16 protein-coding genes and 1 pseudogene are annotated in these 20961 nt (G+C 60.7%); 11 read left to right on the forward strand and 6 right to left on the reverse strand.

Annotated elements, in window-relative coordinates; all coding sequences use genetic code 11:
* The first annotated feature begins 38 nt into the window (after nt 1-38).
* The 4 genes from WFK36_RS15520 to WFK36_RS15535 all read left to right on the forward strand — a co-directional run bounded on the left by WFK36_RS15520 (nt 39) and on the right by WFK36_RS15535 (nt 8622).
* A complete protein-coding gene (locus WFK36_RS15520) occupies nt 39-2015 on the forward strand; it encodes a type I restriction-modification system subunit M (protein ID WP_336792752.1) in 1977 nt (658 codons plus the stop codon).
* Nucleotides 2012-3232, forward strand: a complete 1221-nt coding sequence (locus WFK36_RS15525) for a restriction endonuclease subunit S (protein ID WP_336792754.1) — start codon at nt 2012-2014, stop codon at nt 3230-3232. The genes WFK36_RS15520 and WFK36_RS15525 overlap by 4 nt, the downstream gene beginning before the upstream one ends.
* Before the next feature lie 2 nt (nt 3233-3234).
* Entirely contained in the window at nt 3235-6351 is a 3117-nt protein-coding gene (locus WFK36_RS15530) for a type I restriction endonuclease subunit R (protein WP_336792756.1), read from the forward strand.
* 216 nt (nt 6352-6567) lie between these two features.
* On the forward strand, nt 6568-8622 hold the full coding sequence (locus tag WFK36_RS15535) for a hypothetical protein (RefSeq protein ID WP_336792758.1): 2055 nt from the start codon (nt 6568-6570) through the stop codon (nt 8620-8622).
* A gap of 72 nt (nt 8623-8694) precedes the next feature.
* On the opposite strand, the pseudogene WFK36_RS15540 reads toward WFK36_RS15535, so the two are convergent.
* Nucleotides 8695-9563, reverse strand: a pseudogene (locus tag WFK36_RS15540) (ISL3 family transposase); the annotation flags it as partial.
* 292 nt (nt 9564-9855) lie between these two features.
* On the opposite strand from WFK36_RS15540, the gene WFK36_RS15545 reads away from it, so the two are divergent.
* A complete protein-coding gene (locus WFK36_RS15545; RefSeq protein ID WP_336792759.1) occupies nt 9856-11127 on the forward strand; it encodes a hypothetical protein in 1272 nt (423 codons plus the stop codon).
* A 908-nt stretch (nt 11128-12035) separates the two neighbouring features.
* Here WFK36_RS15545 and WFK36_RS15550 read toward each other — a convergent pair.
* Nucleotides 12036-13202: a serine/threonine-protein kinase gene (locus WFK36_RS15550; RefSeq protein WP_336792760.1), complete on the reverse strand. Its 1167-nt coding sequence runs from the start codon at nt 13200-13202 to the stop codon at nt 12036-12038.
* A 218-nt stretch (nt 13203-13420) separates the two neighbouring features.
* Here WFK36_RS15550 and WFK36_RS15555 point away from each other — a divergent pair, with 218 nt between their 5' ends.
* Nucleotides 13421-13888 carry a hypothetical protein gene (locus WFK36_RS15555; RefSeq protein WP_336792761.1) on the forward strand — a complete coding sequence of 156 codons (468 nt, stop codon included), beginning with the start codon at nt 13421-13423 and terminating at the stop codon, nt 13886-13888.
* A gap of 190 nt (nt 13889-14078) precedes the next feature.
* On the opposite strand, the gene WFK36_RS15560 is transcribed toward WFK36_RS15555, so the two are convergent.
* Nucleotides 14079-14612 carry a hypothetical protein gene (locus WFK36_RS15560; RefSeq protein WP_336792762.1) on the reverse strand — a complete coding sequence of 178 codons (534 nt, stop codon included), beginning with the start codon at nt 14610-14612 and terminating at the stop codon, nt 14079-14081.
* A gap of 100 nt (nt 14613-14712) precedes the next feature.
* Here WFK36_RS15560 and WFK36_RS15565 point away from each other — a divergent pair, with 100 nt between their 5' ends.
* Entirely contained in the window at nt 14713-15345 is a 633-nt protein-coding gene (locus WFK36_RS15565; protein ID WP_336792764.1) for a hypothetical protein, read from the forward strand.
* Here WFK36_RS15565 and WFK36_RS15570 read toward each other — a convergent pair.
* A complete protein-coding gene (locus WFK36_RS15570; protein ID WP_336792765.1) occupies nt 15302-15760 on the reverse strand; it encodes a carboxymuconolactone decarboxylase family protein in 459 nt (152 codons plus the stop codon). The two genes, WFK36_RS15565 and WFK36_RS15570, sit on opposite strands and share 44 nt — an antisense overlap.
* Before the next feature lie 103 nt (nt 15761-15863).
* On the opposite strand from WFK36_RS15570, the gene WFK36_RS15575 reads away from it, so the two are divergent.
* From WFK36_RS15575 to WFK36_RS15590, 4 genes are all read left to right on the forward strand, one after another.
* Complete coding sequence (locus tag WFK36_RS15575) at nt 15864-16721, forward strand: sigma-70 family RNA polymerase sigma factor (RefSeq protein ID WP_336792767.1); 858 nt, start codon at nt 15864-15866, stop codon at nt 16719-16721.
* A 199-nt stretch (nt 16722-16920) separates the two neighbouring features.
* A complete protein-coding gene (locus WFK36_RS15580; protein ID WP_340410335.1) occupies nt 16921-17478 on the forward strand; it encodes a biotin transporter BioY in 558 nt (185 codons plus the stop codon).
* Nucleotides 17471-18157, forward strand: coding sequence for an energy-coupling factor ABC transporter ATP-binding protein (locus tag WFK36_RS15585; RefSeq protein WP_336792769.1), 687 nt, complete (start codon nt 17471-17473; stop codon nt 18155-18157). Before WFK36_RS15580 ends, WFK36_RS15585 begins: the two co-directional genes overlap by 8 nt.
* 79 nt (nt 18158-18236) lie before the next feature.
* Complete coding sequence (locus WFK36_RS15590; protein ID WP_336792770.1) at nt 18237-18833, forward strand: energy-coupling factor transporter transmembrane component T family protein; 597 nt, start codon at nt 18237-18239, stop codon at nt 18831-18833.
* A gap of 37 nt (nt 18834-18870) precedes the next feature.
* Here the strand turns inward: WFK36_RS15590 and WFK36_RS15595 are convergent, their stop codons facing one another.
* Both WFK36_RS15595 and WFK36_RS15600 read right to left on the reverse strand, forming a co-directional pair.
* Nucleotides 18871-19209 (reverse strand): DUF1801 domain-containing protein, encoded by a 339-nt coding sequence (locus WFK36_RS15595; protein ID WP_336792771.1) that lies wholly within the window; start codon nt 19207-19209, stop codon nt 18871-18873.
* Between the two features lie 12 nt (nt 19210-19221).
* Nucleotides 19222-20952, reverse strand: coding sequence for a GMC family oxidoreductase (locus WFK36_RS15600; RefSeq protein ID WP_336792772.1), 1731 nt, complete (start codon nt 20950-20952; stop codon nt 19222-19224).
* Between the last annotated feature and the right edge of the window lie 9 nt (nt 20953-20961).

Below are 20961 nucleotides of genomic sequence, written 5' to 3' on the forward strand. Positions count from 1 at the left end.
CGCATCAGCACATCCGAACACAGAGGAAACAACGCCTAATGGCCACCACGAACGCCAGTCTCATCTGGAACATCGCGAACCTTCTTCGCGGCCCCTACCAGCCAAATCAGTACGGCGACGTAGTTCTTCCGTTCACTATTCTTCGTCGCCTCGACGCAATCTTGGCACCCGACAAGGATGCGGTGGTGAAGGAGTACCAGAAGACAGAGGGTCTCGGGATCGACCCGTTCACCTACCTGCGCTCTCAGTTCCCCCACTTGCCGTTCTTCAACACGTCTGTCTGGGACTTCGGCAAGCTCGCTGCCGACCCCGCCGGCCTCGCGGACAACCTCCAGGACTACCTGGAAGGCTTCTCGGCCAATATTCGCGACGTTTTCGACGGGTACGGCCTCCCGACCCTGATCGCCGAGCTAGACAAGAAGGACCGCCTGTTCCTGATCGTCAAGGAGTTCGCGGGCGTTGACCTGCATCCCAACCGCGTGTCCGGACACGACATGGGCTACATCTTCGAGGAGCTCATCCGCAAGTTCGCTGAGTCGAACAACGCCCAGGCCGGCGACCACTTCACTCCGCGCGAGGTCATCGCGCTGATGGTCGATCTCCTCTACGCAGATAAGGGTCTCGAACTCACCAAGCCCGGTATCGTCCGCTCCATCTACGATCCTGCTGCGGGCACCGGCGGCATGCTGTCCGTCGCCTACGACCACTTGGTTGACATGAACCCCCAGGCCAAGCCCGTACTATTCGGACAAGAGATCAACGCTCGCTCCTACGCCATGTGCAAGTCCGACATGGTCATCAAGGGCCAGGACGTCGACAACATCTACCTCGGCGACACTCTCGTCGACGACAACTTCACCGGCGAGCACTTCGACTTCCTGCTCTCCAACCCGCCCTTCGGTGTCGAGTGGAAGACGCAGCAGAAGGCTGTGACCGACGAACACGACCAGCGAGGATTCGCCGGCCGCTTCGGCCCCGGCCTGCCCCGCGTGTCCGACGGATCGCTGCTGTTCCTGCTGCATCTGATCAAAAAGATGCGTCCAGTCCGCAAATCCGACGACGAGGGCTCGCGTCTCGCGATCGTGTTGAACGGGTCGCCGCTGTTCACCGGCGGGGCCGGCTCGGGTGAGTCGAACATCCGTCGCTGGATCATCGAAAACGATCTCCTCGACGCGATCATCGCCCTGCCGACCGATATGTTCTACAACACCGGAATCTCTACCTACATCTGGATTCTCGACAACAAGAAGACCCCGGAACGCAAGGGGAAGGTCCAGCTGATCAACGCGGTCGACATGTACGGCAAGATGCGGAAGTCGCTCGGCTCCAAGCGCAAGGAACTTCGCGACGAAGACATCGCGACGATCTGCAGGCTCTACGACGAGTTCCGCCACGACACCGGCGACGATGAACCTGCCCTGTCGAAGGTCTTCGGCAACACCGACTTCAGCTACCAAACCATCACCGTCGAGCGACCGCTCCAGCTCACCTTCCACATCCACGCTGAGATGATCGAACAGGTTCTCGCGGTGAAGGCCGTCGCCAAACTGCCCGATGCAGACCAGTCGACGATCCGGGAGGCCTTGACGACTCTCGACGGCCGGACGTGGTCGAACCGCGACAAGTTCGTCACCGACGTGAAGTCCGCACTCAAGGCCTCCGGCATCACGAAGCCCAGCGCGCCGATGGTGAAGGCGATCTGGACGACCGTCGGCCAGCACGACCCCGACGCCGACATCGTCGTGACCCGCGGCAAGACCGAAGCGGATTCATCGCTGCGCGACACCGAGAACGTGCCTCTCTCCGAGGACATCGACGAGTACTTCGACCGCGAGGTCCGCCCGCACGTCCCCGATGCGTGGATCGACCACGACAAGACCAAGATCGGCTACGAGATCCCGTTCACCCGACACTTCTACCGGTACACGCCGCCACGGCCACTGGAGGAGATCCAGACAGACTTACGCAATCTTGTCGGTGAGATCCAGGTATTGCTGACGGAGGTGGGAGCGTGAGGAATGCGCCACTAAAATCGGTTGCAAAGATCATTTCTGGACAGTCTCCAGATTCGGCCGATGTCACTCCACTCAACGATGGACACCCCTTCATTCAAGGAAATGCTGAGTTTGGTCGAGAGTATCCCACACCCCAACTACAAGTGACCTCCCCCCGCAAGAATGCCGAGCAGGGTGACATACTTCTCTCAGTACGAGCTCCCGTAGGGGCGCTAAATATTGCCGACAGGAGACTTGGAATAGGTCGCGGAATTTGTGCCATCCGACCGGTTGATGCAGACACCAGATTTGTGTGGTGGACACTTCACCATCAGAACGACCTTCTTCATTCATTGGCAACTGGGTCAACCTTCGAGTCCATATCTCGCAGTGACGTGGGGTCGATCCCGATCCGCCTGGTCGACCGAGGTGAGATGCGCCGGATCGCAGCTTTCCTCGACCGCGAGACCGCCAAGATCGATGCGCTGATCGCCAAACAGGAGCAGCTCATCGCCACCCTGCGCGAAGACCGCGCCGCCACGATCACCCAGGCCGTCACGAAGGGACTCAACCCGAACGTCGAGATGAAGGACTCTGAGATCGAGTGGCTCGGGATGATTCCCCAGTCTTGGGAGATAGTCACGCTTCGGCGTGTCGGAACTCCAGTCATTGGGCTAACCTATTCTCCAGATGAAGTCGTCGATCCCGGCACCGCCAGTTCATCACTAGTTTTACGGTCTTCTAATATTCAAGATAGGAAGCTATCCCTTGAAGACTGCGTCCACGTGTCCACGCACATTCCCGACAACTTAAGACTCCGATCAGGAGATATACTAATCTGCTCAAGAAACGGAAGCCGTGAACTAATCGGAAAGAACATTTCGATAGACAAGAGAACGTCCGGAGAAACCTTTGGGGCATTCATGACCGTGTTCCGATCAGAACACAACAAGTACCTTTTCTGGGTTTTCAATTCGAATCTCTTCGACTACCAGAAGGCCACATTCTTGAGCTCGACCATCAACCAATTGACGACCTCAAACCTCAAGCGTATGGAAGTACCCCTACCCCCGGTAGAGACACAGGTCAAAATTTGCGACTCACTCGGAGTGCAGGTCAGAAGGATCGATACTCTCATCGACAAATCCGCCCAAATGATCTCGACTCTCCGCGAATACCGGTCTGCACTCATCACCGATGCAGTCACGGGGAAGATCGACGTTCGAGAGGCGGTATAGCCGTGCCCCAACACCACGAGGTGGTCCTCGAAGAGGAGATCTGCGAGCACCTCGCTGCATCAGGTTGGCTCTACTCTCCAGACGACTCCGGCTACGATCGCGAGCTGGCGCTTTACCCCGAGGACGTGTTCGGATGGCTCGCCGAGACCCAGCCGGACGACTGGGCCAAGCGTGTAAAGCCCGATGCGCCCGTCCCCGCGCAGGAGAAGGCAAAGGCCGCGATCCTGCAGAGGCTTGCGAAATCACTGTCGGCCGATCTGAAGGTCGACGGCGGCACTCTTGCCGTCCTTCGTCGTGGATTCAGCGACTTCAACGCCCAGTTCTCGATGTGCCAGTTCAAACCGAGCTCAGGACTGAACGCGACCACGGCCGCCAAGTACGGCGCAGTCCGGCTGCGGGCCATGCGCCAGGTCCACTACTCGACGGTGAATCCCAAGAAGGCCATCGACCTGGTGTTCTTCGTCAATGGGGTCCCCGTCGCGACCGCCGAGTTGAAGACCGACTTCACTCAGTCGGTTCAGCACGCGATCGAACAATACAAGAAGGACCGGCTCCCCAAGGGCGAGCTTCTCTTGGGGTTTGCGACCCGCGCGCTCGTGCACTTCGCCGTGTCGAACAACGAAGTCCACATGACCACCCGCCTCGCCGGTGCCAAGACCCGCTTCCTACCGTTCAACCGGGGCAACAACCACCACGCCGGTAATCCGCCGAATGCGACCGGATCTCCATCGTCTTACCTGTGGGAGAAGATCCTGCAGCGCGACACGATCCTGGATATCCTCGAGCGATTCATGCATCTGGAGGTCACCGAGACACGCGATCCCGACACCGGGAAGAAGTCGCGCCGCGAAACCCTGCTGTTCCCGCGCTACCACCAGTGGGAGGCTGTGACCCGCCTCGTCGACGCGGCTCGCACCGAGGGCCCGGGCCATAAGTACTTGATCCAGCACTCGGCCGGGTCGGGAAAGACGAACTCGATCTCGTGGCTCGCCCAACGGCTGTCGAGCCTCTATGACACGGGCGACCAGAAGGTGTTCTCGTCAGTCATCGTCGTCACGGACCGTACTGTGCTCGACGCGCAGCTGCAGGAGGCGATCCACCAGATCAACCGCACCAGCGGCGTCGTCGCCCACATCGACGGACTGTCGGGGTCGAAGTCGTCCGAGCTCGCCGACGCGCTCGAGTCCGGTACCCACATCATCATCGTCACCATCCAGACGTTCCCCTACGCGCTGGATGCGATCGCCGACCGCTCCAGTCTGCAGGGTAAGAGCTTTGCGATCATCGCTGACGAAGCTCACTCCTCGCAGACAGGTGGTGCGTCGAACAAACTCAAGCAGGTCCTCTCGCGGAGCGAACTAGCCGACGTGAAGGAAGGTGGCCAGGTCGCGGCCGAGGACATTCTCGCCGCCGAGACCAAGGCGCGCGCCGACGCGGGCAACATCTCGTTCTTCGCGTTTACCGCCACGCCCAAGGCCACCACGCTCGAGCTGTTCGGTCGTCCAGGTGATGACGGGTTCCCTCGTCCGTTCCACCTCTACTCGATGCAGCAGGCGATCGACGAGGGCTTCATCCTCGACGTCCTTCGCAACTACACGCCGTACAAGACTGCATTTCGGCTCTCACACAACGGCACCACGTACACGACCAGCGACACGACCGACGGGACCGTCGCCGTCGGCGGCAGCGAAACCGCAGTATCCAACGACTTGGTCGATCGTGCTGCCGCAGTGAAGTCGGTGATGAACTGGGTAAAACTGCACCCGACGAACATCGAGCAGAAGGTGCAGATCATCATCGAGCATTTCCGCTCGAACGTCGCTTGGCGCCTGGACGGCCATGCCAAGGCCATGGTCGTTACGAGTTCTCGTAAGGCTGCCGCTCGTTACAAGCTGGCATTCGACAGGTACGTTCGCGAGCACGGGTACACCGATATCGCGGCGCTGGTCGCGTTCTCCGGCGAAGTCAACGACCCCGAATCGGGATCCGACGAGCCGTTCACTGAAGCCAGCATGAACCCAGGGCTCAAGGGCCGCGACCTGCGTGATGCGTTCGCCACCGATGAGTTCCAGCTGATGCTGGTGGCCAACAAGTTCCAGACCGGGTTCGACCAGCCCAAGCTCGTCGCGATGTACGTGGATAAGAAGCTCGGGGGCGTCCAGGCCGTCCAGACTCTGTCTCGGTTGAACCGGACCTACGCGCCGTTGAAAGACCAGACGTTCGTACTCGACTTCGCGAACGAGCCAGCCGACATCGTCGATGCCTTTTCTCCGTACTATCAGGCGACGACTCTCTCGGACGTCAGCGATCCGAACATCGTGCACGACACGGAACGCAAACTTTCCGTGATGGGGATCTACGAAGCGTCCGAAGTCAACGGGCTCGTCGACGACTACCTCGCGAACAAGGGCAACAACGCCCTCACCAAGTGGATCTCGCCCGCAGCAGACAGATTCGCCGTTCGGATGCGCGAGGGCGTCGATTCGTCCGACACCAGCGCGATCGACGAACTCGAACTCTTCCGCAAGGACGTCGGCACCTACATCCGCCAATACGAGTTCCTGTCACAGCTGTTCGACTACGAAAGCTCCTGGCTCGAGAAGCTCTCCATCTACTTGAAGCTGCTCGCACCCCAGCTCGCCGGCGGCGAGAAGCAGGAGCCAATAGACCTGTCTGCAGTGACGATCGAGTATCTGGGACACCATAAGCAGGCCGAACAGAACACCGCACTCGACAGTGGAGTCCCTCTTGATCCGTCGAACGACCGAGGTACCGGAACCGTCAACGACCCCGACATGGTTGAGTTCAACGAGGTCATCGCCAAAATCAACGACCGGTTCTCCGGCGATCACCCTGCCTCGTCGGTGCGGGCCGTCGTCTCCCACATCGAGAAGCGCCTCCTCGAATCCGAGGTGCTGCAACAGCAGGCTCAGAACAACTCGCTCGAGCAGTTCTCTGCGAGCCCTGATATCGACATGGCGTTCATCAACGCAGTGATCGGTGCAATGTCATCGTCCGACGACCTCTCGAAGCAGATCATCAACAAGCAGGAACTGAAGGAAGACCTGCTGTCTGCCATACTTCCTCGAATCTATCGGCAACTACTGGTTGCTCAATAGACAACATCGCATGCCAGGCATCCTTCGGGCCAACCGAATTCGCCCGAACTATTGAATCCGATCAATGATGATCTAAGCCTGCACCCAATTCAAATGCGAACCACCCCTGAACCCTACGATCGGAAAACTGATCGTAAGGTTCAGCAATAGCAATTTGATGCTCCAGGGACCCACCTGACAGGGCATTCAAAATATTCCCTAAAGGAGGCATCGAAAATGATGCAGACGCCCGGATCCGCACTAGTCGGGTACGCAATTTTGAAAGCAAACTTCAATGCTCAGGCTTCGAGCTATCTGGACAACTTCTTCCCATTTGTACTCGCCGCCATTGCAGAATCCAACGAAACCGAGGTCGAAACTCCCGAAATCTCAGCGCGGGTTCGCGATAGTTTTGGTCTCCATATTCCGACACTAGTCCTCCCTAGAATCCTAAAGAGAACCACCAGGAGAGGATTCACAGAAAGAATCACCGGAAACTCCGTTCGTCTTACATCAGAGGCGATGAAGAAACTACCAGACCTGAGCCAGGAGGTCACCCAGTACCAAGCACGGCAAAGAGAACTCGTCGAGCATTTTGCGACATATATCGAAAACGCATTTCCCAAGCATAGCAAATTGACAACTCGCGATCTAAGTCAGTCGTTGGCGAGATTCTTCGACATCCACGCTGTTCGAATAGTTGGTTCTAGCCTCGGCGATTCGCAACCCAGAATCGATGAGTCCGAATCGGAACTGGACTACATCGTCGCATCCTACTTCAGCCACCTGGGCCGACATGATCAACTTCGGTTCTCGTACGTCATCGAGGCCGCCAAGGGCGCCATGCTCGCTTCAGTTCTTGAGATTGATACCTCAACCATGAATGAACAGCTCCAGAAGGTTACTATTGTTCTAGATTCACCCGTACTTATGGATACTCTTGGATTTCACGGGAAGGAATCGAGAGATGCGATGATAAGCGTATTGAGAATGGCGCGCGAACAAGGTGCACGTCTTTGCATTTTCCGCCACTCGCTATCCGAGTTGGATGGCATTCTGGAGAGTATCGAGTACTCCCTACGCAGCCCAACCTCACGACGAATTCACGCTAGTCGCGGACTAGCACATTTCGTGAGCATCAACGCATCTCCGGCTGATATTGCTTTGCTACGCGCAAACCCAGAGGACCTAGTCTCAGGTATCGGACTGGACATATTAGAATCTCCCGATGGGTATCTCGAGTACGGACTTGATGAGAATCTGCTCGAGGAGAAGATTCAAGAGAAGGTTCGGTACTCACAGGAGAAGGCACTCGTCCATGACGTGCGATCCATCTCCGCTATTCATCGAATGCGACAAGGGGCGAGGCCTAGCACATTTGAACGATGTCGTGCCGTACTCGTTACGCACAACGATGGATTGGCACGAGCCTCGAGAGATGTCGCCAGCAGCAAGGTCCCCCTTGCGATGACGACAGAGGAAGTTGCGAGCACTCTATGGATCCGCCGACCCGGACTCAGCGAAGACGCGCCTCGAGATATCGTTCTGGCAAGCGCCTTTGCCGGGATGCAACCGCCACCCACGCTCTGGCGGAAATATCTTGAGGAGATCAACTTACTGGAGAACAGCGGTGAAATATCGGCCGATAATGCTGTCATTCTTCGTGAAACAAGCATCGGACGAGACGCCTTTATGCACGAGACACTCGGGTCAGATGCGCTATCAAAGAACATATCTCCAAACGACGTTCTTTCCCGAATTCGGGAGGAGATCTCGTCCCCGCTCAATGCCCAGGTAGAAGCCCTGAAACTCGAATCATTCGAGGCGTTGATCGAACGCGACGAAACCAATCGAAAGCGCTCTCTTGAATACTCCCAGCTAGTGGACAAAGAGCGGGAGTACGTCGAAACGATTTCCAGACTCGAAACAGAATCTGCGTCCAATCTTCAGAGTATCGAAGAACTCAAGAAGGATCGTATTCAACGCTGCAAGACAATCGGCGCGAGAGCCCGCAGAAGAGCTCGGATAGCCACCACGTTGGCGCAAATCTTGCTCGCAGGAGTATTTCTCGCCACACTGATACCAATCTGGCATACTGTGACGAGGACTGAGAACGAACTTTTAGCCATGTCGACATGGCTAATAGTTTGCACGTCGATAGCCATTCCACTTGCAGTCTTCTCTGCCCTACTCTACGTTCGCAGAACGAGTCCAACGTGGATCGAAAAGTACTCGAAACGACAGCTCTCTAAGTCAGCTTGCGCCGATCTAAATTCGTCAGAATTCTGCTAGTGCGGAAATCAGCATTGGACGAACTCGTTGGCGGACGGCCGTAAGATCGTTAGACACGACGGCGAGTATCTAGAGCGGGTCGCCGCTGCGGCCTCGGTGCCCACACGTGTCCTGCTGGACCCGGGTACGACACCGGTCGAGCTTCTCTCGGGCCAAACGCACAACATGAAACGGGTCCATCACGATCCGCGCATCGGGGAGCTCCTCGGCAGTGGCGGTCTTATAGCCGGTGAACCCGTCCATCGCCACCACCTTCACCCGATCCCGGAACCGCTGGTCCCGGGCGGCCATCCACGTCTTGAGGACCATCTTGGATCGGCCGGCGATCATGTCGAGCAGACGCGCCGGGCCACTCCCGTCGACGACGGGGTGAGGTCGATCAGGACTGTCGCCCATCCCGAATCACCTTGTCCTCGAATGTGTTTCCACTTGTGCTCATCCACGCCGAGGTGCCGTACACCATCGAGGTGGCCGCCGTCGTAGACCAGAGCGCGGGCTGATTCGACCGCGACGGTGTTGACGGTCTTCCAACTGACACCGAGCTGTGCGGCGACTGCAGCCACGCTCATCTTGTCGATCGCGATGCGTTGCAGGATCCACCGCCCGGTCCGGCGGGTCATCACCGCTCGGGGCGCCGCGAGATGACTGATATCGGCGCGAAAGACGATCGTCGGGCAATCGGCGGTGCCGCAGAGGTGCCGCGGCACCGCCACGTGCAGCAGAACTGGCCGCCCCGCGGCCGGGACATCAGTGAAGACCCGATCAACATGATCACGCAGTTGACCAGCGATGTTGCAGCCGGGACAGTGCCGGGCAGGGGCCAGGATCTGGTAGAAGATGTGAGTCCGGTCGTCGATATCGACGGCCGCTCCGGTGATCGTGACGCCGAGTTCGGTGGTTCGGCAGATCATGTCAGCAGCAGCACAAGTAGGCTCGTTCATGGGTCCTGGTTGTGTGAATCTGGGTGTGTAGGAACTTCCATCTTCACACCCAGGACCCGCCTACATGTTGTGGTCGTCCACGCTCGACCCGAAACTCACCTACGCACTCTCAGATCTGAAGAGCCACAATAGTCCCGACCGCATGAAACACGACTTGTCAGGGACTCTGGCTCCCGACCCTTCCATACGAACGAAGCATCGACGCGGATGCGACTCCTGAACTCTCATATCAAGTGAGACCAGGCCGCCGATGGTCCAGACAATCATAAAGCCACCATGATACTCTCGCCGAGTGCCTGAACTGGATGCCGCAACAGCTAGGAGGGCGAGCGCATACAACGCGGCCGTCAAGGAAACTCGACGCAATCTAATTTCGACCGCAGGACTATCATTCATTCTAGTCCTCACAAGCATCTATGTCGAGTACATAGGATACCGATCCTGGCGCGAGTTGTGGAATGACATAGGCAAAACAACAACGGGGTCCGAGTGCTTGTCAGTTTGCATTGGAATGCTCGCAGTCGTCGCCACAATAACAGTCGCCGACGTGATCAAGAACGCCAATAGGAATTCTCAGAGCAGCCCCCGCGAAAGTCAGCAGGTCTCGCGAATTCCATCAGGATCAGTTATCGTTCGACCACGCAGAACCGTCGATCCACGCAGTGACCGGCTCCGAGACCTGGAGTCTGCAGAAGCCGCGAGCGAGTCCTGGATGTCGTCAATCAGTCACGCAGCTATGATGGCGGGCGCCGTCGCCATATATGCCGCAGCAGCATCATGGATAGTCGCAGTTCAGTCCGGAGCCGGCCAGGTTTCCGCGATAATGTGCACCGCAATCGCGGGCTTGTCACTACTATTGTCGCGCACAACAACAAAGAACACACGCTACACCTATCAGATGGCCTTCGATTCGAAGATCGCGTCCGACAATCTAGTCTCGGTCGACATGCGACTGGAGCGTCTCCCTATCGGAACAGTCTTCTTGTATCGCAGGGAACAATTGAAGCACTTAATCTCGGCGGCGGCCCTGAGTGCCATATTGGCCACTGTTCCAGGTTTGAGCATTGTCGTGTTTATAGCGATCGACGATCAGAGTGCGATATGGAAAGCCGCAGCAAGGCTTGCAGCAATATACTCCATGGCGTTCACCGCGAGCGTGGCCACATTGATGTCGGAAGGTAGCCGCTGGGCGAATTTCAAAGCCGAGCAGCATCGACTTCGCAGATTCCATGTGCCAACCGTAACCTTATTGTTATTCTTGGCATTTCTCAGCATGGCGACAACGTCCCTCGCCATCGAATCCAACGAGGGTTCGATACCGTTCATCATAACAGTGGTTTGGCTATTTGCATCAATGCTCGTTTTGGGTCCAGTAGTAATTCTGGTCGCCAGCTACCACTGCCGCAAGAGATTCAGAATGGACTCCTGGAGTCATTGGATTTCTGAGCCGATCTGGTCAGCTGCTCGGGCCGAACTTCTGAGCGAGCGAGAACAATGCCTCTCGACGATCAACCGTACGAGAGCGGTGGCACAGCCTGATAGGCCACGTGACCCGATGTCGTAGTGAACCGTCCCGGGTAAGTGGCCCGCTTCCTGTTTTGTGAAAGATCCAGACCATACCCAAGCGTTACCCCACCGAGCAGCACGAGCGAGCGGTGAAGATGGTCCTCGACCACCTCGACGAATACCGATCCGCGCACGCAGCGTGTCCAGGCGATCGGGCCCAAGCTCGGCGTCGGCTCCAAGTCGATACCCGTGTGGACCCGACAGACGATGCTCGATGCCGACCATACGCCCGACGTCACGTCCGAGAAGCAGTGAAGCGCCCGGGGTTTCCTTCCGTGGCCAGAGCGGAGCGCTGCCGGTCGAGAGCAGCAGGCCACGTATCTCCGGCGAGCCGAACTTGTATTTCAGAATGCCCTGCATCGGGCGGACGCGCATGCAGTTGTCCCAGTCCGACGCAACGCGACAGCACGTCCACGGCTTTGGCCTCGCTCGGCGTCACCGCTGCGAGCACAAACTGCTGCTCGTCCGGGTCCGTCGACTTCAAGCGTTGAACTCCCCTTCGGACGTCGCGACTCGATGTCGTAGAAGTTCGACAGAAAGCAGCGGCCGCCACGGAACGATTCGATAGATAGCGAAGGTCTATGCGACATTTGGTCGCCTCCTTGAATGTGCTTCACCGGACTTCCGTTACGCACCACGATCCAGGCGGACAGGACCCAGGCACTTATCCGTGCACACCCTGTTTATAGCAAGCGCGACGCTGATCAGTACTGCCAGGAGTATCCGCCCGAAGAGTCTTGGCTGCAGGTGGCAATCGCTTCCGTCCTCGAGATTCGAGCTCGCGCGCCCGGCTCAGAGCATTCGGATCCCTGCTCCACAGCGCCTCGACTCTGGTGCGTCTTGTCTGTCCACGCCCCTTCGAGGGCACTACAGTACAGGGTCCCGTCGGCATTCTCGGTGTTGAACTCAGCCGAAGAGCACGGCATGCCCTCGTACCACAGGTGTCTCTGCCGTCGTTTCCACTGTCACTTCCGGAGTCCAGGTGGGCTCCGGAACCGCCGTCGTTGTCGTGGTCACGCGCGGCACCGTCGTTGTCTGCGTCCGGCTGGCCAACGTTGCCGGGACTGCAACGTCGTCACTGCTTCCTCGAGCCTGGTAGACCGCATACCCTGCACCCGCCACCACGGAGATCGCTAAAAGTGTTGCCACCACGGCCAACACACTCGTTCGACGCTTCTGATCGGCGGTCGGGGCAGGCATGACCGGCACGGACATTGTCCCCGCGTACGCAGACTCCGCTATCCCGCTCAATGCGTTCCGCACTGCACTCACAAGTTCGGCGCACGTCGAGTACCGATCGTTCGGATTCTTGGCGAGTGCACGCGCAAAGACGCTGTCCAACGCCTCCGGCAGATGCGGTGCCACCTCGCTGATCCGCGGCGGTGTCTTGGTGAGGTGGGCCGAAAGCAGCGCTGTGATCGAGGGACCGTCGAACGGAGGAGTCCCGGCAAGCAGATGGAACGCAGTGCAGGCGAGCGAATAGATGTCGGCTCGATTGTCGAGCTCGTGGCCCTCGATCGCTTCGGGCGACACATACTGCATCGTGCCGACCGTCATCCCGGTCGACGTCAGTGCCGTGCCCTCGCCGACTGCTTTGGCAATTCCGAAGTCCGCGAGCTTCACTGACTCGACCTGTCCATCGTCGATGCCGACCAGGATGTTCGCGGGTTTGACGTCGCGATGCGTGACTCGTTCTTTACGCCAGACGTAGTCGAGCGCTGATCCAGCACCGTCGACGAGTTGGAGAACAAGGTTTACGTCGAGCGGACCGTGCTCCTTCACGAGCTCGGCGGCGTCAGTCCCGTCGACGTACTCCATCGCGATCCAGAGTCGTCCCTCGAATTCGCCCCGGTCGTAAGGCGTGACGATGTTCGGGTGACTGAGCTTCGCGAGCATGTCCGCCTCGCGCACGAACCGTGCTTTGAAGTCATCGCTGCGCGTCACTCCCGCATCGAGGAGCTTGAGCGCATCCATACGCGGCAGACGAGGGTGCTCCGCGAGGAACACCTGCCCCATGCCACCAGCGCCGAGCTGGCGTACGATCCGATAACCGGCGATCTCCGTGAAGTCCACCGAAAGAGTCTGACCGGCTTCTCAGCGAGACGGAAGCCAGCGCAGCGAGTACGTCCGATCGAAGGACACCGACGACTGGGTACGCGCGAGTTCTCGGACATCGCCGTCCTCCGGGGCGAGCACCGAGATTCATGCCGAACGATTCGAGCGCGACGGAAATGTCGGTGGTGTCACATAACTTCTGATTCATCGTCGTCAGACGTCCGAAGGAGAAGGCCATGTCGATACCTTTGACCGACCCTGCACATCCGCGTCATGCGCAGTACCGGAACCTCTGCACCCAGATCGTGGCGGTCCGCGCGCGTGGCCTCCCGAACGAGCTCAACGCCGGTAGTCGCCGGCGCCTGGCGGACCTGATCGCCAAGCGTGACGCCTTGTGGGAACCACAGAAACGCAAGCCCAAGAAGAAGTCACCGAGCACTCCGATCGTCGTCGTTCAGCCGGCATCGGACGCGCGTCGCCGACGACGGACTGCTCGCCCGCTCGCTCACCGAATCGAGTTCACGTGCCAGAACTGCCGGAAGAAGTGCTGGACCGTCGGCCAGCCGAAACGGCTCTGCGACAACTGCAGCGACGCGTTCCGCGGCCGCAAACCGGGCCTCACCGCAGCGCGGGCAACTCCGACCCGCCAGTGGATCAGGCTCATCCCGTCGGGGATTCCCGGATCAGGCATCCGACATGGCTGACAGCCGTGCCTGCCGCATATTCTCGGGCCCCGTCAGACCCGGACGTCAGTCACCTTCCGTGACGCGCGGCCACTCCGTCGCTGTTTCGTTCACCAAGGCGGAGCTGGGCTGACGGTAAACTTAACATCCTCGTTTCGACGTCAACGCGACCGTGCTTCCGCAGGGATACCGAGGTGAGGATTCCGGTGCCTCACGACAGCCCCGGCACCTCGACATGAACGTCGGCGCCACATTCATCGCATGTCGCCTCGACAGACTCGGGTTCCTGAAGCACTTCCGCTAGTTCCCGATTTCCGCGAAGAGCCGCGATAGTGCCGAGGACCCACGGCAGGTCAGCTGGGGTGATGAATGGGATCGCTTCGCCGAGCAAGGGGTACACCGCAGCGAGGGACGCGCGGTAGCCGACCTCGAGGTCCGCGGGCACGTCGTCGTCAGACCCTCCCGTGAGGATGATTCCCACGACGCTGAGCAGTTCGCCGCGGTCCGCTGGGGCCCATCGCGCCATGATCTCGACCAGATATGGAAGAGCGGCGTACGCGGAATCCCACGTTGATCCCTCCGACGCCAGGTATGGCCAGAGATCCTGGATGCGCTCGTCATCAGTCGGATCCGCGAGAAGCACCGCGAGTTCGGCCGCAATGTCGATCTCATCTGTCGGTCCGACTCCTGCGCGGTGGGTCAGCGTCGCCCATCGCGGATCGTCCAGGGCCAGTGCGTGTTTCACGATCGCTCCTCGTGGTCAGTCGAACCCGGTGCGATCGAGTACAACCGGGCAATTGTGTCTACCACCGAATCTGTCGTAGGCCGGCGCTACGGTTCCGGTCATGAACACTCCTTCGGGTTCCTCACAGTCGGATGCTGACCGCCCGGCGGAACTCCAATCGTCAGGCACTCGTCAGATTCACGGTTTGAGTATCAGCCAGCTCTGCCTCCTTCACTTGGACACCCTCGACGAGCCGGTGACGGTCGCCGAACGCGCTTTTCTCTTCGGAAACGACCCCGAGGCGTTGGCCGAGGCTGCAGGCCTGAGCGTGGAACAGGACCGAGCATGGAGTGCAGGCGCGTTGGAAGCGCTCAGAACCGACCCCGAGACCGCAGAAGTGAACCTCGGCGAGGCTCGTGCGTGGTCCCGCGACGCGTCGAAGGCCGCCAAGGCCCTCGCGTATGTCCGAGCTCAGCGACTCCCTCGGCACCTGTTCACTTTCGAAGCGGAACTCGACGAGATCCGGCGCCACGAACGAGAGTGGCTCGACGTGCACATCGCGTGCAACGCGAAGTGGAACGAGACAGAGAACTGCCCGACCCACGGCCCGGCGATCGTCGCCGGCAGGGAACGTCAGTTGCAGGCGACTCTTGCACTCCGGAAGGCCGTTCAGTCAGCGATGCGCCTCGCCGAGGAGCATCCCGAGAGGTTCACGGCTTCCACGAACCCCCGACCTGGCGGGTTGCGTGGTTGATGCGGTTGTACATGTTGATGTTGGCGATCGCGACGACGAGCGCGGCGAGCTGAGCTTCGTCGAACTCGTCGGCGGCGCGGTCCCACAGATCGTCGGAGACGGCCGTCGGGTTGTCGGCGAGGCGGGTGAGTTCGTCGGTCATCTCCAACGCGATGCGCTCGGCGTCGGAGAAGTACGGCATGTCGTGCCAGGCGCCGACCGCGAACAGCTTCTCGTCGCTGACGCCGAGCTTGCGGGCGATCCGCCAGTGTCCGTCCATGCATGTCGAGCAGCCGTTGATCTGGCTGGCGCGCATGTTCACCATCTCGCAGAGGTCTTGCGGCAGACCGGTCGCAGCGATCGCCTTTCCGATCTCGTTCATCCCGTTGAACAGGTCGGGCAGCAGCATCACGGGGTTGGTCATCCGAGCGTTCATGGTGGTTCTCCTTGCATCGAGGTCGGCGGTGGCGCCGGGGTGTCACACACGAAGCTCTTGCTCCGTCACACATATGACGGATCAACCGACAAGGATGTGACACATGCAGATCAACGACTTCGAAAACGCCCGTCCGCGCCTGCTCTCAGTGGCGACTCGGATCCTCGGATCTCCCACGGACGCAGAGGAAGCCGTACAGGAAGCGTGGCTTCGAACGGCCGGCCCCGGCGACGAGATCGACAACCCGACGGCATGGCTCACGACCGTCGTCTCCCGGATCTGCCTCGACATGCTGAGGGCACGACGCGACACCGCGCCGATCGACACTGTTGAGCCGGTCGACCTCCAAGCCGGCCCCGGCGACGAGGCGCAACTCGCCGACGCTCTGGGATCCGCTCTGGGCGCTGTCGTCGACACTCTCAACCCGGCCGAGCGTGTCGCGTTCGTTCTGCACGACATCTTCGGCCTGCCGTTCGACGACGTCGCATCAATTCTCGGGAAGTCGCCCGCGGCGACACGGCAGGTCGCCAGTCGCGCCCGCAAGCGAGTCCCTACCCAGCCGCCGACGGCCGAGTCCCGTCGCGCGAAGGCGGTGACCGCCTTCCTCTCGGCCTCGCGCGACGGGGACTTCACCGCCCTCGTTGAGCTCCTCGACCCCGATGCGGTCTTCCGCACCTACACCGACGACAAGCCGCTCGAACTCGTCAGCGGCGCACCGGCCATCGCCGAAGCATTCATGTTCCGGGCGAAGACCGCGATGACGGTCCTCGTCGACGGACGAATCGGCGTCATGGTGCCGCACCCGTCCGGCACGCCCGGATCGCTGTTCCTCGTCATGGACATCACGTTCGCCGCCGACGGCACGATCGCGGCGATCGATTCTGTGCTTCGGGCGAACGAGCTCGCAGTCGTGGAGGTTGCTGTGGTCGCGCGAAAGCGCAGACCAGCCCCACAGACCTAGTTTGGAAGACTAGCTTCAGGGACTTTCGAGGTCTGAACTCATGTCATCAGGCCGAGGACAGCCAGCAATCAAGCGCAGGTACGCCCGCCAATCCTGTACGACGTACAGGCCCGGTAGATGTACTGCGAGGCCACCCGAATACGATAGGCGTGTGACCGACCTCTCCAAGGCTCCCGCCTCCCGCCCGTGGGCACTCTCGATGCCCGACCTCGCGCAGGCCGCCGTGTTCGCTGCGCTGATCGCCGTACTCGGCCTCCCCGGCCAGATCAACCTCGCATCGGGCGTGCCGATCACCCTGCAGTCGCTCGGTGTGATGCTCGCGGGCGCAGTGCTCGGACCGAAGAAGGGCACCCTCGCGGTGTTCATCTTCATGGTTCTCGCCATCGCAGGACTCCCGATCCTGTCGGGCGGACGCACCGGGCTCGTCGCACTGAGCTCACCGACGGCCGGCTACTTCATCGGGTTCCTGCCCGGAGTCCTGGTGATCGGCCTGCTCACGGCGTACCTGATGCCTCGGTACAACGTGTTCGCGGGCATCGTGTTCAACATCGTCGGCGGCGTGCTGGTCGTTTACGCGTTCGGGATCATCGGCCTGCTCCTCAAGACCGACATGTCCCTGCTCGCAGCGATCAAGACCAACGGGCCGTTCCTCGCGGGCGACGCCATCAAAGCAACGATCGCTGCGCTCGTCGCAGCCCCTGTCCACCGTGGACGCCCAGGCCTTATCACTCCCCTGCGCCGCACAAAGAATGCCTGACACGTCGATCGACTTCGACGGCGTCGAGCATTCGTTCGGCGACCGCCCCGTTCTCCGCGGCATCGATCTCACCCTGACACAGCGACGGATCGGCATCGTCGGCGCCAACGGGTCCGGCAAGTCGACGCTGGCCCGCATGATCAACGGGCTGATCCTCCCCGACGGTGGGACGGTGACGGTCAACGGCCGCGACGTCCGAAAGAACAAACGGCAGGTCCGACGCGACGTCGGATTCATCTTCAGCGACCCAGACCGGCAGATCATCATGCCGACCGTCGTCGAAGACATCGAACTGTCCCTGTCGCGGAGCGTCAAAGACAAGGCGGCCCGCCACAGCAGGGCGCTGGAGGTGCTTGCCGACTTCGGGTTGGACGGCCACGCCGACCAGCCTGCCCATCAACTGTCCGGCGGGCAGAAACAACTCCTCGCGCTGGCATCGGTCATGGTGCTCGGGCCGTCGATCCTCGTCGCCGACGAACCGACAACAATGCTCGACCTCCGGAACACGCTCATGCTGCGCGACGTGTTCGCCGGACTCGACGAACAACTGATCGTCCTCTCGCACGACCTCGACATCCTCACCGACTACGACCGCATCCTCGTGATCGACGACGGCCAGGTCGTGGCCGATGACGAACCCGCTGCGGCGCTGTCGTTCTACCGGAAGTCGATGTCGTGATGACAGACGCTTCGACTCGCTGCGCTCGCTCAACGAGCAGCAGGCTGAAGCCGCACGAAACACCGGTCGAGGCCATGTCGTGATCGGCGTCTACGTTCCCGGGCGATCGGTGCTTCATCGCCTACCGGCGGGGCTCAAGTTCCTACTGCTGGCGGCGTCGATCATCGTGATGACGTTTGTGGTCCGAACGCCGGTCGCCGCGGGGATCGCAATCGGGGTCTCGACGGCGATGTTCGTCGTCGCGTGGGTCCCACTCCGTGTGGTGTGGATGCAGGTCCGCGGTGTGGTGTGGATGCTGGCCGCACTGTTCGTGTTCCAGCTGATCATCACCGACTGGCAGCGGGCAGTCGTCGTGTGTTCGATCCTTCTCGCGTCGGCGTCGCTCGCAGCGGTCGTCACGCTGACGACACGCACCGCGGACATCCTCGACGCGCTGATGCGCGCGATGTCACCGCTCGCCCGAGTCGGCGTCCGCGTCGACCTGGTCGCGATGGCCTTCGCATTGACGATCCGGAGCATCCCGCTGATCGCCGAGGTATTCACGCAGGTGGACGAGGCACGTCGTGCCCGAGGCCTCCGCCCCGGCCCCCGCATCCTCTTCGCACCCGTGATTCTCGCGACGCTACAGACGGCAGACGGCTTCGCCGACACCCTCGCTGCCCGCGGGCTGGACTGAGCCAAGCTCGGCCCAGCCCTTCCGCTGACGATCGAGGTCAGGAAGGATTCAGCGAGACAGCGGCGCGAATGAGGTCGACGAAGGCGTCGTCGTTGAGGACGTCGGCTTCGCGGGTGTCGACGGCGCGACGGGTGCCCGCGTCGAGACTGGCGTTGAACACCTTCTCCGGGTCAGGGAGCGACGCACCCTTGGCGAACGTCACCTTCACCTTGTCCTTGTACGTCTCGACAGTGCACACGAGGCCGTCGATCGAGAAGGTGGGGACGCCGCCCGGGTTGGACGGCTTCACCCACTTGATCTCCTCGACGATGTCGGGCTCCGCACGGTTGATCAAGTCGCGGATGTGCTGGACGCGGTCTTCCCGCCAGTCGCTCATAGCGCCCCGACACTAGTCCTTCGAGACGGGCGTGATCGACAGACGCAGCGCGCCGGGTGCACTCGCCGGGACAACCGGGCTCTGCGGTGCGACGGGCGAGAGACGCTCGTACGCGGCACCCTGCTCCGGACGCGTGTCAGCCTCACCCTTGTTGGGCCACAACGAGATCGCGCGCTCGGCCTGCGCCGAGATCGACAGCGACGGGTTCACGCCGAGGTTCGCGGTGATCGCCGCGCCATCGGTGATGTGCAGCGTCGGGTAGTTCCACACGCGGTGGTACGGGTCGATGACGCCGTTGGCGGGGTCATCAGAGATCACGCAGCCGCCGAGGTAGTGCGCGGTCATCGGCATGTTCGCGATGTCGCCCCACGTGCCGCCCGCGATGCCGCCCTTCATCTTGTCGGCCATCCGGCGCGTGGCCTCATTGCCTTCGGGGATCCACGTCGGGTTCGGCTCGCCGATGCCCTGCTTGGTGGTGATGTACTTGAACGGGCCGCGCTTGCGCACGAACGTCGTCAGCGAGTTGTTGTTGTTCTGCATCACCAGTGCGATGACGGTGCGCTCACTCCACTTGCGGACCATCAGCAGACGGACCAGCAGGAATGGGTTCTTCGCGATCTGCTTCAGCAGCTGACCGAAGCGGTTCGCGATGCTGCCGCCGTCGGTGAGCGCGGTCTGCAGGAGCCCCATCGCGTTGCTGCCCTTGCCGTAACGGACCGGCTCGATGTGCGTGTTCGACGTCGGGTGGAACGACGACGTGATCGCCACACCTTCGGAGAAGTTGCTCGCCGGATCGACGGAACGGGCCTGCGCGCCGAGGATCGCCTCGGAGTTGGTGCGGGTCAGAACACCCATCGAGTCCGACACCTTCGGCAGCGTCGAGCCCTTGGCCTTGTGCATGATCTTCTGCGTGTTGAACGTGCCCGCGGCGACGATCACCTGTCCGGCAGTGAACTGACGACGACGCGCACCGAACGGACCCCACGACGACGACCCGTGCGTCGACACGATCCACGACCCGTCCGAGCGCTGCTCCAGACGGTCGACGGTGGTCCGGTCGACGATCGTCGCGCCATTCCGCTCAGCGAGGCCAAGGTAGTTCTTGAGGAGAGTGTTCTTCGCGCCGACCCGGCAACCGGTCATGCACGCACCACACTCGGTGCAGGCGGTGCGCTCGGGCCCTGCGCCGCCGAAGTAGGGATCGGCGACCTTCTCCCCCGGTGCACCCTGACCGCCGGTCTTGGCGCCGAAGAACACACCCACCGGGGTGGACGTGAACGTGTCGGCCGCGCCCATCTCCTCGGCGATCTCCTTCATCACCAAGTCGGAGTTCGTGACCGTCGGGTTGGTGACGACACCCAGCATCCGACGCGCCTGCTCGTAGTGCGGGGTGAGCTCGGCTTCCCAATCGGTGATGTGGTTCCACTGCGGATCAGTGAAGAACGGGGTCGGCGGCTTGTACAGCGTGTTCGCGTAGTTGAGCGAACCACCGCCGACGCCCGCACCGGCCAGAATCATCACGTCCTTGAGGACGTGCACACGCTGAATGCCCATCAGACCGAACTTCGGCGCCCACACGAACTTGTTGAGCCGCCAGCTAGTCTTCGCGAACTGATCATCCTCGAAACGCCGACCGGCTTCGATCACGCCGACCCGGTAGCCCTTCTCGACCAGGCGCAACGCACTCACGCTGCCGCCGAAACCCGAGCCGATGATGAGGACGTCGAAGTCAGTCTGCTGCATAAGCGAACA

This window comes from Gordonia malaquae (assembly GCF_037148075.1).
GTDB lineage: Bacteria > Actinomycetota > Actinomycetes > Mycobacteriales > Mycobacteriaceae > Gordonia > Gordonia malaquae.